This is a genomic window from Methylobacterium sp. E-046, assembly GCF_022829625.1.
Taxonomy (GTDB): domain Bacteria; phylum Pseudomonadota; class Alphaproteobacteria; order Rhizobiales; family Beijerinckiaceae; genus Methylobacterium; species Methylobacterium longum.
This window is the reverse complement of sequence record NZ_JAKSYP010000277.1, coordinates 128,594-143,479: the sequence shown is the minus strand read 5'-3', so window position 1 is coordinate 143,479 and position 14,886 is coordinate 128,594. Positions and strand designations below refer to the sequence as shown.

The following is a 14,886-nucleotide window of genomic DNA, read 5'->3' as shown; positions in this document are numbered from 1 at the left end:
CGGGCCCGTCGTCGGGATCAGGAATCATGGTCGAGTGCCACGGGCAGCCTCAGCCCGCAACCCGCCGCGGCGCCCGGAGGCGCCAGATGACGCAGGATCGCTCGGCCGGATCGAGGGCGATGCGGTGGGATTTGCCCCGCAGCTCGAACGTGTAGCCCTGGAGCAGATCCTCAACCTCCACGGCGCCGTCGTCGGGCAGGCCCAGCAGCCAGAGCGGCACCTCGTAGGTGCATTCCTGGCGGTTCTTCGGATCGAGGTTCACCATGGTGAAGACGCAGTTGTCGCCCTCCGGCGTCGTCTTGGCGTAGGCGATGATGTTGTCGTTCCAGGCGCCCGTGAAGGTGACGTTGCGGAAGTCCCAGAGGGCGGGGTTCTCGCGCCGGATCTTGTTCAGCTTGACGATGTGGTCGCGGATGTTGCCGGGCCGGTCGTAGTCCCAGGCCTTCAGCTCGTATTTCTCGGAATTCAGATACTCCTCCTTGCCGGGATACGGCGCGGCCTCGCACAATTCGAAGCCGTTGTAGATGCCGTAGACCGACGAGAGGGTTGCGGCGAGCGTGCCGCGGATGACGAAGCCCGCGCGTCCGCTGGTCTGAAGGAAGTAAGGATTGATGTCGGGGGTGTTCGCAAAGAAATTGGGGCGGTAGTATTCGCCCATCGGGCCGGCCAACTCCAGGGCGTAGTCGGTCAGCTCCTGCTTGGTGTTGCGCCACGTGAAGTAGGTGTAGCTCTGCTGGTAGCCGGCCTTGGCGAGCTTCATCATCATCTTCGGCCGGGTGAAGGCCTCGGCGAGGAAGATCGCGTCCGGATACCGGCCGTTGACCTCGCCGATCACCCATTCCCAGAACGGGATCGGCTTGGTGTGCGGGTTGTCGACCCGGAAGATGCGCACGCCCCGCGCGCACCAGCCGAGGAGGATGTCGCGCAATTCGATCCACAGCGAGGGCAGGGCGCCACCGTAGAAGTGGACGTTCGAGATGTCCTCGTACTTCTTCGGGGGGTTCTCGGCGAACTTGAGCGTGCCGTCGGGGCGCCACTCGAACCATTCGGGGTGGTTCTTGATCCAGGGATGGTCCGGCGAGCACTGGATCGCGAAGTCGAGGGCGATCTCCATCCCGTAGGCGTGGCTCGCCGCCACCAGCCGCTCGAAATCCGCGAGGGTGCCGAGGTCGGGATGCACGGCCTCGTGGCCGCCCTCCTCGGCGCCCACCGCGTAGACCGAGCCGACATCGCCGGGCTCGGCCTTGAGGGTGTTGTTCTTGCCCTTGCGGTTGGTGCGGCCCACGGGGTGGATCGGCGTGAAGTAGAGGACGTCGAAGCCGAGCTCGCGGATCTCCGGCAGGCGCCGGATCACGTCGTCGAAGGTGCCGTGGCGGTTCACGTCCATCGACTGGGACCGCGGAAAGATCTCGTACCAGGCGGAGAACCGGGCCGCGAGGCGGTCGGCGATCACCGGCAGGGTCACGGGATAGCGGGTGAGGTTCACCCGCTCGGCGTTCCTGCGCACGAGGCCCGACGCGTCGGGGGCCAGGATCCGGTCGAGCTGGGCGGCCGAGCCCGTCTCCTCGGCGGCGAGCGCCGCCACCAGGGCGGCGAGGCGCTCGGCGTCGCGGCCGCCGCGGGTGCGGGCGAGGGACGCGGCGGTCCCGACCAACGCCACGCCCTCGATCGTCTCGAGGCGCACGTCGATCCCGGCGGCGCGCTTCTTGAGGGTGTCGCGCACCCAGGACGAGAAGGCGTCGCGCCACGCGATCAGGGTGAACTCGTAGCGGGCGTTGCGCTCCAGGGGGAAGTGCCCGGCCCAGCGGTCGTTGTCGACGAAGACCATCGGGTCCTCGCGCCACGCCTCGCCGCCGGCGACCCGCGACAGGATCGCGGCGGCGATGATCTCGTGGCCGTCGGAGAAGATGTCGGCCTCGACCCGCAGGGATTCGCCGACGATCCGCTTCACCGCCGAGCGGCCGCCGTCGAGCTCGGGGCTGACCGCCTCGATCACCACCCGCCCCTCGCCGTCCGGGGTGCCGCGCTCCGGCTGCCGGGCGACCTGCTGGGCGCCGGCCGCCAGGATGCGCAGCTCTCCGGGGCGCAGGTCGATGGCGCTGCCGGGATGGAAGGCGATCGGCTCGGCCTCGGGCGTCCGGTCGACGAAGGCGCCGAGCATGCCGCCGGTGCGGGCGATCAGCGCGCCCGCATCCACCGGCACCGGCTTGCCGGTGGGGTTGTAGAGCACGATCAGCCCGTGCCGGGCCGAGGCCGGATGGCCGGTATCGAAGCGGCCGAGCGCCACGCAGTCGCTGTCGGGGGCCGAGAGGCGGATCTGCGCGCCCTCGACATTGGCGGCCGGCAGCTCCGCCCGCAGGGCGTTGATCGCCCGGACATAGCCGGAGATGTCGATGCCGGTCTCGGTCTCGCGGTCGCGCGGGGTGGTCTCGACCACGTGCAGCGCCCGGCGGTAGCCCCACTCGTAGCCGATCGGCATCAGCACGCCGGCCGAGAAGAAGGCGGCGAGCGCGTAGCGGGTGCGCAGATGCGCCGCCACCGCTTCCGGGCCGCCGCCGATCTCGGCGGCGAGCCGCGTCATGTCGTGGTTTTCCGGGAAGGCGATGGAGGGCGCCAGCACCCGCAGGCGCTCGTACTGCTCGAGCGCCCAGGGCTTCTTCAGGTCCCACCACGCGAAGGAGTTGAACAGGTAGTCGAAGCCGGCCCCCGCCGTGGCGCGGGCCTCCTCGAAGGTGCAGCCCAGGGTCTCGGCGGCGAACAGGCAGGCGGGAGCGCGCCCCTTGGCCTCCCCGATCAGGACGCGCCAGGTCTCCGGCGGCACCTTGTAGGCGGCATCGCAGCGGAACCCGGCCACGCCGAGCCCCTGGAGCCGGGCGACGTAGGCGCCCCAGATCCGGGTCAGCTCATCCCGGGCGGCCGGCGTGTGGTAGTCGAGCTCGGCCAGATCGCCCCAGACGGTGCGGATCGACGGGTCGTCCGGGTCGACCGCCGCCGGGTGCATGATCGAGCCGTCGGGCTCCTTCATGAACAGGTCGGGCCGCTCGGTGGCCAGCCGCGCGTTGTCGGCGGTGTGGTTGATGACGAGGTCGGTCATCACCGACAGGCCGGCCGCCTGGGCGGCGGCGCAGAAGCCGCGGATCTGATCGTCGTCCGGCGTGCCGTCAGGATCGCGGAAGCGCTCGTCGAGGCGCTCCGGATCGGCCACCGCGTAGAGGCTGCGCGAGCCGCCGGTCTGGTGGAACGGATTGAGGTAGATCCAATCGAAGCCGAGGCTGGCGATCCGCGGCAGCTCGGCCGTCCAGTCCGAGACGCGCCCGACCAGGAGCGGGAACAGGTTGTAGATCCGCGGCCCCGCGGCGCGGGGCGCCAGCCCGGCCGGCAGGACGGCCTCGGCCCCGGTCGTCGCAGCGGCTTTGGTCGGTGCGTTCATGCTGGCTTCTGGCTCCCGTTCCTGTGTCGTAACGCCCGAACAGCCCGGGCGTGCCTCGCGGTGCGGTCCGACTTGTCTCAGCAGCGTTGCATGACAAGCCTGCGGAGGGGCGCGCTTGCCCCGTGCCCGGCCTCCCCCCTCTCCGGGGGCGGATGGCCCGCGACGCGGGCCGGGCACGGGGAGCGACGGCGCAGGCTGGGGCTGTGCCTTCCCTGCGGATCGCGCCCCTTCCTGAACCCGCCCCCTCCTCTGCTGACCCGCGCGGAGGCGAGGGCCGCCACCCCCAACCGGGGGTGGGAGGGAGAGGCGGATCCGGCTGCCCTCAAAGGTCCCGCCGCAGCACCGCGTAGGGCAGGTCGCGCAGGAGTTCGCCGAGATCGGCGCCCTCCCCCGCCACAATCCGCCCCGAGACGAGGTCCCGCCAGCGCGTGCCCGCCCCGAACTCGACCCGGGTGCCCGCGAAGGCCTCCCCCGACCAGCCCGCCTCGCCGACGAAGCCGGCCACCAGGCGCGGCACCGCCACGAACAGGTCGCCACCCTCCTGGACGGGATCGGTCCGCCGGTAGGCGATGACGTGGGCGGCCCGCATCCCCGTCGCCGTGACCGGCTCGTAGGCGGCGCTGGCGTAGAAGTCCGGGCGCTCGGCCCGCTCGGCGAGCAGCCGCGCGAGGGTCGCCTGCTTGACCCGCCCGTCCGGCCAGTGCGCCAGCAGCGCCGCGGGCGCCCCGCCCGTCTCCAGCATCCGCTCCAGCGCCGGGTAGTCCACCGGGCGGCGGTTGTCGGGGTCCACGAAGGAGAAGTCCCACACCTCCGTGCCCTGGTAGGTGTCAGGCAGGCCCGGCAGAGTGCATTTCAGGACCGTCCGGCCGAGGCTCGCCAGCATGCCGAGATGGGCGAGCCGCCGGGCGAAGGGCCGGAGTTCGGTCAGGAACTCCGAGCCCGGGGCGATCAGGGCGGTGAACAGCTTCCGGACCGCGCCCTCGTAGACCTCGTCGACGTTGACCCAGCTCGACCGGCGTTTGCCCTCGCGCATGGCCTTCTCGCCGTAGGCGATGAGCCGGTCGCGGAACTCCGCGATCGCACCGGATTCCCCCCGCTCCAGCAGGTCCAGCGGCCAAGCGCCCAGGATCGCCTGGAAGAACATCCACTGGTCGTTGGCGTCGGGGGCCGGCTCGCCGTCGATGCGGGCGAGATGCGGACCGGCGGTGCGCTGCCACAGGTCCCAGGCCTTGGCCCATTCCTCCGGGATCTCCGACAGGGCCAGCAGCCGGGTGCGGGCATCCTCGCCGCGCTTGGTGTCGTGGGTCGCCGTGGTGATCATGGCGCTCGGCCAGTCGCGGGCGCGGGCGGTCTGCAGGTCGTGGAAATGCTCCGCGTCGATGCCGTACTCGCCCGGATCGCCGCCGACCTCGTTGAGACCGAGCAGGCAACTGTACCGGTAGAACAGCGTGTCCTCCAGGCTCTTGGCCATGACCGGGCCGGTGAGCTGCTGGAACCGGCGGCGGAAGCGCAGGACCACCCGCGGGTCCGGCCGGCCCGGACCCACCGTCTCGATGCGCCCGAGCAGGACGTCGGCGGCGAAGTCGTGGACCGAGCGGTCCGGCAGGCTCGACCAGCGCTTGGCCTTGGCGACCGCGCCCTCGATGAGGCGCACGTCCTCGGGCTCGACATCCCCCTCCTCCAGCTCCGGCGGCAGGTAGCTCCGGTAGGTCGGGAAGCGCGCGATGACCTCGATCAGCGCCCGGCGGAGCGCGTTGACGGTGAAGTCGCGGGTGCGCCGGTCGGCGTCGGCGACCTCCTTGAGGTCGGTGGTCAGCACCTCCAGCTCGCTGGCGAAGCTGATCTCCAGGATCTCGGCCTTGGCGGCCCGGAGCTGGAAGCCGTAGGGCTCGTCGAAGCCCGTCGCCCAGGTGTAGAGGCGCTCGACCTTCCCGCGCCGGGTCTTGTCGACCAGGATCCCGTCGAGCTGGTTGAGCACGTCGTAGCCCGTGGTCCCGGCCACCGGCCAGGGCCGCAGCCGCTCCCCGGGCTCGAGGATCTTCTCCACCACCACGTAGAAGCCCGGCCCGACGGCCGCCTGCAGCGCCCGCGCGTAGCCCAGCGGGTCGGCGAGCCCGTCGATGTGGTCGATGCGCAAGCCGTCGATCCGGCCCTCGCGGACGTGCCGGAACACGGTCTCGTGCGAGCGGTGGAAGATGTCGGACAGCTCGACCCGTAGGCCGGCCAGGGAGTTCACGTCGAAGAAGCGGCGGTAGTTGATGTCGCTCGACGCCACCCGCCAATGGGCCAGCCGGTAGGCCTGCGCCTCCAGGAGCCGGTGCAGCGGCCCGAAGCTGTCCGGGCGGCCCTTGAAGCCGTTGAGCAGGGCCAGCGTGCTGGCGGTGGCCTCCTGGATCAGCGGCGACACGCCGTAGATCTCGGCCAGGCGGCGCTTCAGACCCTCGGCCTCCTCGGGGAAGCCCCGTCTCCGGGTCTCGTCGGTGTCGATCGACATGGCCCGCAGGCGCTCGGAGATCGCGAGCAGCTCCGCGGTGGTGTCGTCGTCCACGGCCCCGATGGCGGCGATGACCCGGTTGAGGATGGTCGGGTAGCTGAGCGGCCGGATCGGTAGCTGGTGCTCGTAGTGCCAGACGCTGAAGGCGCCCGTCTCGGGGTCGAACCTCAGCTCCAGCGTGCCCTTCTCCAGGGCCTCGCCGTAGCGGTCGCCGAGGAACGGGATCACGAGGTTGCGCCCGGCCCCGAGCCGCTGCCAGTCGATGTCGAAGGCGTCGGCGAACGGGGACAGGGAGCCCCATTCCAGGACCGAGAGCCACCACGGGTTGTCGGCGCCGCCGACCCCCATGTGGTTCGGGACGATGTCGAGGAGGAGCTTGATCCCGTGGGCGTGGAGCGTCTCGGAGAGGCGGATGAAGCCGTCCTCGCCGCCGAGCTCCGGGTTGATCGCGCCGTGGTCGACGATGTCGTAGCCGTGGGTCGAGCCGGGTCGCGCCTTCTGGAGGGGCGAGGCGTAGACGTGGCTGATCCCGAGCCGGTGCAGGTAGGGGACGATCCGGCCCGCATCCGCGAAGGTGAAGTCCTTGTGGAACTGCAGCCGGTAGGTCGAGCGCGGCGGCGGCGAGGCGAGCCGCGCGGCGCCCGAGCGCGGACCCCGCGCCTCCGCCGAGAGGGAAGCCGCGAGCTTCGCCAGCGGGCCGCCGGGGGTGGCGATGTCCACGAGGTCCCGGTCGAGCTTGCGCCGCCAGTTCGGGTAGCCCTCCGTCGAGCCCGGCACGTTCGCCTGCGCGAGTTCGGAGACCACGTCCTCGTACTGGACGGCGGTGAGCATCGAGGGCGCGCGGGCGAGGTAGCGGGCGGCGGCCTCGAAGGGCGCGGCATCCGGCGGCTCGGCGGAGGGGAGCAGCTGCTCAGCCGCCAGTGCCTCGGCGAGGCGGCGGCGCTCGACCACGCGCTCGGCCCGCTCGGTCTCGGCCCGATCCTGGTCGTAGAGGCCGAGCGACTGGCGGGTGTCGGTGTCGACGCCGCGCCACCAGCCCACGAAGGTCGGCAGGTCGTGGGTGGTGATGGCGGTCAGCGCGTCCCGCGGATAGGCGGAGGGCGGCTTGAACCGGCCCTCGGCCTCGCGCTCGAAGGCGAGGATCCGGTAGCTCAGCACCCCGGCCCGCATCAGCGCGTCGGAGAAGCCCTCCGGGGCGGTGCCGAGATCCTCCGCGATGACGAGGCACTTGTTGCGGTGGCTCTCCAGCCGCAGCACCGCCAGCATCGGCTCGAACGGCATGGCCACGTAGGCGCCGGCCTGGGCGCCCGCGCCCAGCGGGATCAGGAACAGGCGGGCGAGCTGGAAGGCGTGGTCGATGCGGATCGCGCCGGCGTGGCGCATGTTGGCCTGGACCAGGGCGCGGAAGGCCGCGAGCCCGTCACGCTCCATCGCCAGCGGGTCGAAGGCCGGCAGGCCCCAGTTCTGACCCTTGGGGGCCAGCAGGTCCGGCGGCGCGCCGATCGACACCCGGTCGGCGAAGCGCTCGGGATGGGACCAGATCTCGGAGCCGCCCCGGTCGGCGCCGACCGCGAGGTCGCGGTATAGCCCGACCCGCATGCCGGCGCCGAGCGCCGCCGCGGAGGCCTCGGCGAGCTGCCGGTCGGCGAGGTATTGCAGCCACGCGTGGTAGCCGACCAGTTCCGCGTTCTCCGCCGCGAAGCTCCGCACCGCCCCGGTGCCGGCGCGACGGAACGCCTCCGGCCAGTCGCCCAGCCACTGGGCGCCCTGCTGGCGGAAATGCTCGGACAGCGCCTCGAACACGGCGTGGGATTCGAGATCCTCGCCGCCTTCCTGGCGGAAGCGCTCGAAGCCCGCGTCGGTGCCGGCCCGCGCCGGGGACTCCGCCCAGAGGGCGCGCAGCACCGGGTCGAGCACGTCGTGCACGCCCTGGTGGTCGACCAGCGCCGCCTCGCGGAGCGCCGTGATCGCGTCGGCGCGCTCGTCCAGCAGCGCCTCGGCCCGGGACCCGGCGAGCCCCGGCAGGTTGCGCGGGGCGATGAACAGCGTCTCGAGGAACAGGCGCGAGGACGGCGAGTAGGGCGAGATCTTGGTCCGGTCGGAGCCGAACAGGGCGTGGACCGGGCTGAGGCCCAGGAACGCCGCCCCGCGCAAGGCCGCCTCCCGGGCGGCCTCGCCGGCATCCGCGTAGGTGCCGATGCCGATATTGGTGCCCGAGCGCAGGCCGTAGAGCTGGGCGGCCATGCCCCAGTCGGAGGCGCCCTCCTCCGTGTAGGGGCGCGGGCGCCAGCAGCGCTGCGGCGCGGCGATTACCCAGGATTCCGTGCGGGTCTGGCCGGCCTGCACGGTGAGGCGGTGGTAGCCCGGGGTCAGCGGCGGCAGCTCGAAGCCGGGCTCGGACCCGTGCGGGTTGGCCCGCCCCTCGCGGGCGGTGCCGCGCTCGTCCACAAGGCGCCAGACCAGGGTGTGGGGCGCGCCGTCGCGGAGGCGCACCGGGACGCGCGCGGCGCGGCGGGCCTCCACGGGCAGGAGCGGCGGGATCAGGCCGCGGCGCAGGCTCTCGACCCGTTCGAGGCTCTCGGCCACCGCCGCCGCGTCATCGACCGCGAAGCCGAGCGCCGCGAGCAGGCCGCCACGGACCTCCAGCGGCGTCTCGACGGGCTTGCCGAAGGCGTCGGTGTAGCCGGCCGCGACGCCGACCAAGTCGGCGAGCTGTTCCAGGGCGCTCACGAGCGGGACTCCGTCAGGAACAGGCCGGTCCAGGGGGGCAGGTCGCGTCCGGTCCCGTCAGGCGCGTTGGTCCAGACCACCCGGGCGCCGTTGGAATCGAGGGCGAACGGCTCCGCCCCGACATTGGCGACGAAGCGCAGGGTGCCGGCGCCGAAGCGCCACGTGCAGTCGACCACGTCCGCGCGCGGCATCGTGGCGGCGGCGCCGTCGTAGCCGGATTTCGCCAGGGGCACGACCACGTCGCGGCGCAGCCCGAGGAGCCGCGTCGTCTCGGCCAGCACCTCCCGGTGGGGCGAGCGCCCCCGCTCGGACCAGTCGAGCTTCGAGGCCTCGAAGGTCTCCCGCTCGGTGGGATCGGGGATCTTCGACGTGTCGTCCGCGAACGCCGCGAAGCTCTTGAACTCCCGGCGCCGGCCGTCGCGCACCGCCTTGTTCAGGTCCTCGTCCGGCGCGAAGTCGACGAAGAACAGGAACGGCGCCGAGGCCGACCATTCCTCGCCCATCCAGAGCATCGGGATCTGCGGCGCCAGCAGGAGGCCGGCCCGGGCGAGGTCGAGTTTCTTCGGATCGGCCAGATGGTTGAGCCGCTCGCCCAAGGCGCGGTTGCCGACCTGATCGTGGTTCTGCAGGAAGGTCACGAAGGCGGAGGGCGGCAGGTGCCCGGAGGGCTCGCCGCGCGGGTGGTTATCGAGGGTCGCGAACGGCTCGCCCTGGTAGGCGAACCCCTCGGCGAGGCAGCGGGCGAGGTGCGCGACCGGTTTGTCGGCGAAGCTTTTATAGTAGCCGGCATCCTCGCCGGTCAGCAGGACGTGCCAGCAATGGTGCAGGTCGTCGGCCCACTGGGCGTCGTGCATCTTCGGCCGGCCGGCGGCGTCGCGCTCCAGCCAGCGGGCCTGGTTGGCCTCGTTCTCCAGCATCAGGTGGATCTGGCGGTCCGGGAAGACCTTCCGGACCGTCTCGCCGAGTTCGGCCAGGAAGTGACGGGGCGAATCGTCGAGGATCGCGTGGACGGCGTCGAAGCGCAGGCCGTCGAAGCGGTACTCCTCCAGCCAGTACAGGGCGTTCTGGATGAAGAACTGCCGCACCGTGGCGCCGCTCTCCTTGCCGTCGAAGTTGATGCCCGCGCCCCAGGGGGTCTGGTGGCGCTCGGTGAAGAAGGTCTTGGCGTAGGCGTGGAGATAGTTCCCGGCCGGTCCGAAGTGGTTGTAGACCGCGTCGAGATAGACCATCAGCCCGAGCCCGTGGGCGGCGTCGACCAGGCGCTTGAGATCGTCCGGGCGGCCGTAGGCGCCGTCGGGGGCGTAGGGCTGCACGCCGTCGTAGCCCCAGTTGCGCGAGCCCTTGAAGTCGGCGAGCGGCAGCAGCTCGATGGCGGTGACGCCGAGCGCCTTGAGGTCGGGCAGCCGCGCCTGCAGGCCGGCATAGGTGCCCTCCGGCGTCGCGGTGCCGACATGGCACTCGTAGATCACCGCCTCCTCGAACGGCCGCCCGGCCCAGGTCTCGTCGGACCATTCGAAGGCGCGCGGGTCGATGACCTCGCTGAGGCCCGAGACGTCCTCCGGCTGGAAGCGCGAGGCGGGGTCGGGGGCGACGAGGTCGCCGTCGATGCGGAAGCCGTAGCGGGCGCCGGGCTTCACCCCGGGCAGGGCGGTGCGACGCCAGCCGCCGCCGGATTCGGGCAGGGGATGGTCGATGCCGTCGACGACGAGGTCGACGCTCTTGGCGGTGGGCGCCCAGAGGGCGAAGCGGACGCCGCCCTCGACCATCTCGGCCCCGAATTCCATGCTGTGGGCGCGCCGCATCGGGCCACCGTCCTCGTCATTGGCCGCGCGCACCGGGGCGCAAGCGCGGCAGGATCTACCAGTGGTGGGAGAAGGCCCCGGGCTCGTTCCGGTTCCCGCAGCGCAGCTATGGCGGGATGGGCGTGTGGCAATGGGGACGCGGCGGGGGCGACGGGATCTGCGCGCGCGATCTCCCTCGCCGGGGACGCGAGAGCCCCCGGTCCGGCCATCCGCCGGGAACCCGCGTCGCGTGCACGCGCGCCCTCGACGGCCCACCCGACGGGCCGAAGCGCGGCCGCGACCCCGAAGGAGACCTCGAAGGAGACCTCGGAGGAGGTTTTGACGGAGCCCTCCGGCCGCGGGCGGTGCCTGTGGGATGCCATCGGGTCCCGCTGAGGCGGGCATCCCGGGATGGGGAGGGATCGTGCCCCGAAGGCGCGGCCGATGCCCGCGCCGGACCTGCGCGCGCTCCGACGACGGTCCTCCCGGCCCGGGCCCCTACCCGCCCCGGCTCCCGTGCTCGGTCCCGGGGGCCGTGAGCACCAGCACCGTCCGGCCGGGCAGCGGCACGGCGGCGCCGGCCGCGCAGGCCGAGGCCCCATCCGGCGGGAGCGCGCCGTCGGGCGCCCCCGTGCCGAAGACCGGCATCCACGGCCCGCCGATCACCGGGGCGAGGCGGAACGTGCAGGCCCCCTCTCCGGCGTTGAACAGCATCAGCAGCCGGTCGCCCGGATCGCCGTCGTTGCCGATCTGCATCCCGAACACCTGGAGCCCGTCGTCGGACCAGTGGCGCCCCTCCATCTCGGTGCCTTCCGGCGCGAGCCAGTGCACGTCGCGCAGGGGTTCGTCCGGATCGATCAGCGCGCCGGTGAAGAAGCGCCGCCGCCGCAGGGCCGGTTGGGCCCGGCGCAGGGCCAGCAGGTTGGCGACGAAGTCCGTGAGACGCGGATCCGGATCGGTGTCCCAGTCCATCCAGCTCGTCGGGTTGTCCTGGGCGTAGGCGTTGTTGTTGCCGCCCTGGCTGCGGGAGCGCTCGTCGCCCATCAGCAGCATCGGGACGCCCTGGGCCAGCATCACGGTGGCCAGCATGTTGCGCGTCTGGCGGGCGCGGAGCGCCAGGATCGCCGGATCGTCGGTGTCGCCCTCGACCCCGTAGTTGCGGCTGACGTTGTGGTTATGCCCGTCGCGGTTGTCCTCGCCGTTGGCCGCGTTGTGCTTCGCCTCGTACGACACCGTGTCGGCCAGCGTGTAGCCGTCGTGGCTGGCGATGAAGTTGACGCTGGCCAGCGGCGAGCGCCCCGACGGGGCGAAGACCTCCCGCGAGCCGGTCAGGCCCTGGGTGACCTTGGCGAGGGTGCCGGCATCGCCTTTCCAGAACCCGCGCGTGGCGTCGCGGAACTTGTCGTTCCACTCGCTCCAGCCCCGCGGGTAGCCGCCGAGCTGGTAGCCGCCCTCCCCGATGTCCCAGGGCTCGGCCACCATCTTGATCCGGGCGAGGACCGGATCCTGCGCCACCGCCTGGAAGAAGGCCGCCTGCGGCGTGAAGGCGATCGGCGCCCGCCCGAGGCTCGAGGCGAGATCGAAGCGGAAGCCCGCGATGCCGTAGGCGGTGACCCAGTGGCGCAGGGAATCGAGGACGAGCTGCATCACCCGCGGGTGGCTCGCGTCGAAGGTGTTGCCGCAGCCGGTGCAGTCGAGGTTGCGGCGCGGATCGGCGGGGTCCAGCTTGTAGTAGCTGGCATTGTCGATGCCGCGGAACGACAGGGTCGGACCGGTATGGTCGCCCTCGGCAGTGTGGTTGTAGACCACGTCGAGCCAGGTCTCGATCCCGGCGGCGTTCAGCTCCCGGATCGCCGCCTTGAGGCCGCCGAGGCCGCCCTCCCCCAGGTAGCGTGGATCCGGCGCGAAATAGCCGACGGGCTGATATCCCCAGAAATTGACGAGCCCCTTCTCCACCAGGAAGCGGTCGTCCGCGAAGGCCTGGATCGGCAGGAGTTCCAGGGCGGTGACGCCGAGCTTGACGAGGTGCTCGATGATCGCCGGGTGGGCGAGCGCCGCGTAGGTGCCGCGCTCCGCCTCGGGGATGTCGGGATGCGTGCGGGTCAGCGCCTTGACGTGCGCCTCGTACACCACCGTCTCGGCGAGCGGCCGGCGCACCGGATTGAGGGCGAGGTCGGGCACCTCGGGGGCGGTGACCACGCCTTTCGGCATGTAGACGGCGCTGTCGCGCCGGTCGATCCGGTCCTCCCGGCCCCGGCGGTGCCCGTAGAGCGCGTCGTGCCAGCGGATCCTGCCGCGGATCTCCCGGGCGTAGGGGTCGAGGACGAGCTTCGAGGCGTTGAACCGGTGGCCGGAGGCCGGATCCCAGGGGCCGTGCACCCGGTAGCCGTAGAGCTGGCCCGGCAGCACCCCGCGCAGGTACCCGTGCCAGACGTCGTCGGTCCGGCAGGGCAGCCGGACCGTGCGGGTCTCGTGCCGCTCCCCCGGCTCGAACAGGCAGATGTCGACCGCAGTGGCGTGCTCGGAGAACAGGGCGAAGTTGACGCCGCGCCCGTCGAAATGGGCGCCGAGGGGCGCCGGCACCCCGTCATCGACGGCGATCATGCGGGGCGTCCGGTCACGCGGGTGGCGGCGGGCGGAAGCAGCGGGCGGCGCCGGCTATTCGGCGGCCGCGGCGGCGGCGGGGGGCTCGCGCTCGACCGTGCGGAAATTCTCGAGTTCCGCCAGGAAGTTGCGGGCCCACCAGTCGACATCCTCGCGGGTCATGCGCTCGACCATCGGCTTCCAGCGCGCCAGCCGCTCCGCCTTCGGCATGTAGAGCGCGGCGCGGATCGCCTCGGCGACCTCGAACCGGTCGTAGGGGTTGATCAGCAGCGCCTCGGGCAGCTGCCGGGCGGCGCCGGCGAATTTCGACAGGACCAGCACCCCCGGATCGTCCTCGGACTGGGCGACCACGTATTCCTTGGCGACGAGGTTCATGCCGTCGCGCATGGGCGTGACGAGGCCGACACGGGCCGCCCGGTAGAGGCCGGCGAGGACGGGGCGGGGATAGGCCTTGGTGATGTACTGGATCGGCGTCCAGGCCGGGTCGCCCAGCGAGCCGTTGATCTCGCCGACCTTCTCGTTCACGTCGCGGGCGAGCTGCTCGTATTCCGGCACCTCGCTGCGGGATTTGGGCGTGATCTGGATGTAGGTGACGTTGCCGCGCTGGTCGGGATTGGAGGCGAAGAAGCTCTCCACCGCCTCCATCCGCTCGGGCACGCCCTTGGAATAATCGAGCCGGTCGACGCCGATCAGCAGCTTGCGGGTGCGCAGGCCCGCGATGGTCTCGCGCACGACCTTGTTGGCGTTGGCCCTCTCGGCGGCCTCCTTGAAACCTGCGACGTCGATGCCGATCGGGAACGCGCGGATCCGGGTGCGGCGGCCGTCGACCATCAGCGAGCCGCCGCCGAGGGGGATCGCCCGCTGGGTGTCGACGAGGTTGCGCTGCAGGTTCTGGACGTCGGCCTCGGTCTGCAGGCCGATCAGGTCGTAGTCGACGATGGCGCGCAGCAGCTCGCCGCTCGCCGGCAGCGAGTTGAACACGTCGGCGGCCGGCCACGGGATGTGGTGGAAATAGCCGATCGGGTTGTCGAGCCCGAGGCCGCGCAGCTCCGCGGCCAGCGGCAGCAGGTGGTAGTCGTGGACCCAGATGATGTCGTCGGGCTCCACCAGCTTGGCGAGCGCCCGCGCGAAGGTCCGATTGACGCGGCTGTAGCCGGCGTAATCCGAGCGCGAGAAGGCGCCGAGACCGAGCCGGTAGTGCATGATCGGCCACAGCGCCCGGTTGGCGAAGCCGGCATAATACTCCAGATGGTCCTGCGGCGAGAGGTCGACGACCGCATACTGGACCCGGTCCCGGTCGATCAGCGTCGGCTCCTCCGAGGGCTCCTCCGTGATGGTGCCGCTCCAGCCGAACCACAGCCCCTCGTAAGCCGTGAAGGCTTCCTTGACCGCGACGGCCAGGCCGCCCGCCGCCACCGCCTTGCCGCCCTCTTCCGGGACGGCGACGCGGTTCGATACGATCACAAGGCGTGCCACTCGGGTCGGCTCCGGATCAGGGGCGCGGGTCTGGTCGAGGATCTCGCCGCGCCTGCATCGGGACTTCACTTATATGTCAGAACGCGCGGGGACCCTGCGCGATCCTTTGTTGTGTCTCGGGGCAACCCAAGCGTGAAGCCGGGCGCGGGTCAAGTCGCGGTCCTGCGGTTCCGGGACAGGCGCTTCGGCTCCGTTCCGGCGCCGCGCGCCCGCGGCCTCCGATCGGTCCGAACGGAAATCCGGGGCGCGCGCGGCGCGCAAGCCTGGCAGTTCTGCCGGACCGTGCCTGAACGTGGACTGAGCGGCGTGCCGCGCGGTCTTCGAGGGCGCAGACGGTGCCGGAACCGGTGGCAGCCCAATCGGTTACTCAG

At 71.9% G+C, this 14,886-nt stretch carries 5 protein-coding genes; all 5 read right to left on the bottom strand.

The genetic code is table 11. The annotated features are described in order from the left end of the window. Window positions 1-49: 49 nt before the first annotated feature. On the bottom strand, window positions 50-3,430 hold the full coding sequence (locus tag MKK82_RS30455; protein WP_238289635.1) for a maltotransferase domain-containing protein: 3,381 nt from the start codon (window positions 3,428-3,430) through the stop codon (window positions 50-52). 322 nt (window positions 3,431-3,752) lie between these two features. Continuing rightward, a complete protein-coding gene (locus tag MKK82_RS30450) occupies window positions 3,753-8,654 on the bottom strand; it encodes a malto-oligosyltrehalose synthase (RefSeq protein WP_243987815.1) in 4,902 nt (1,633 codons plus the stop codon). Beyond that, window positions 8,651-10,456, bottom strand: coding sequence for a malto-oligosyltrehalose trehalohydrolase (gene treZ / locus MKK82_RS30445; protein ID WP_238289630.1), 1,806 nt, complete (start codon window positions 10,454-10,456; stop codon window positions 8,651-8,653). The genes MKK82_RS30450 and treZ overlap by 4 nt, the downstream gene beginning before the upstream one ends. Before the next feature lie 477 nt (window positions 10,457-10,933). Further along, window positions 10,934-13,039: a glycogen debranching protein GlgX gene (gene glgX / locus MKK82_RS30440; protein WP_243987814.1), complete on the bottom strand. Its 2,106-nt coding sequence runs from the start codon at window positions 13,037-13,039 to the stop codon at window positions 10,934-10,936. A gap of 54 nt (window positions 13,040-13,093) precedes the next feature. Further along, entirely contained in the window at window positions 13,094-14,515 is a 1,422-nt protein-coding gene (locus tag MKK82_RS30435; RefSeq protein ID WP_238289626.1) for a trehalose-6-phosphate synthase, read from the bottom strand. Between the last annotated feature and the right edge of the window lie 371 nt (window positions 14,516-14,886).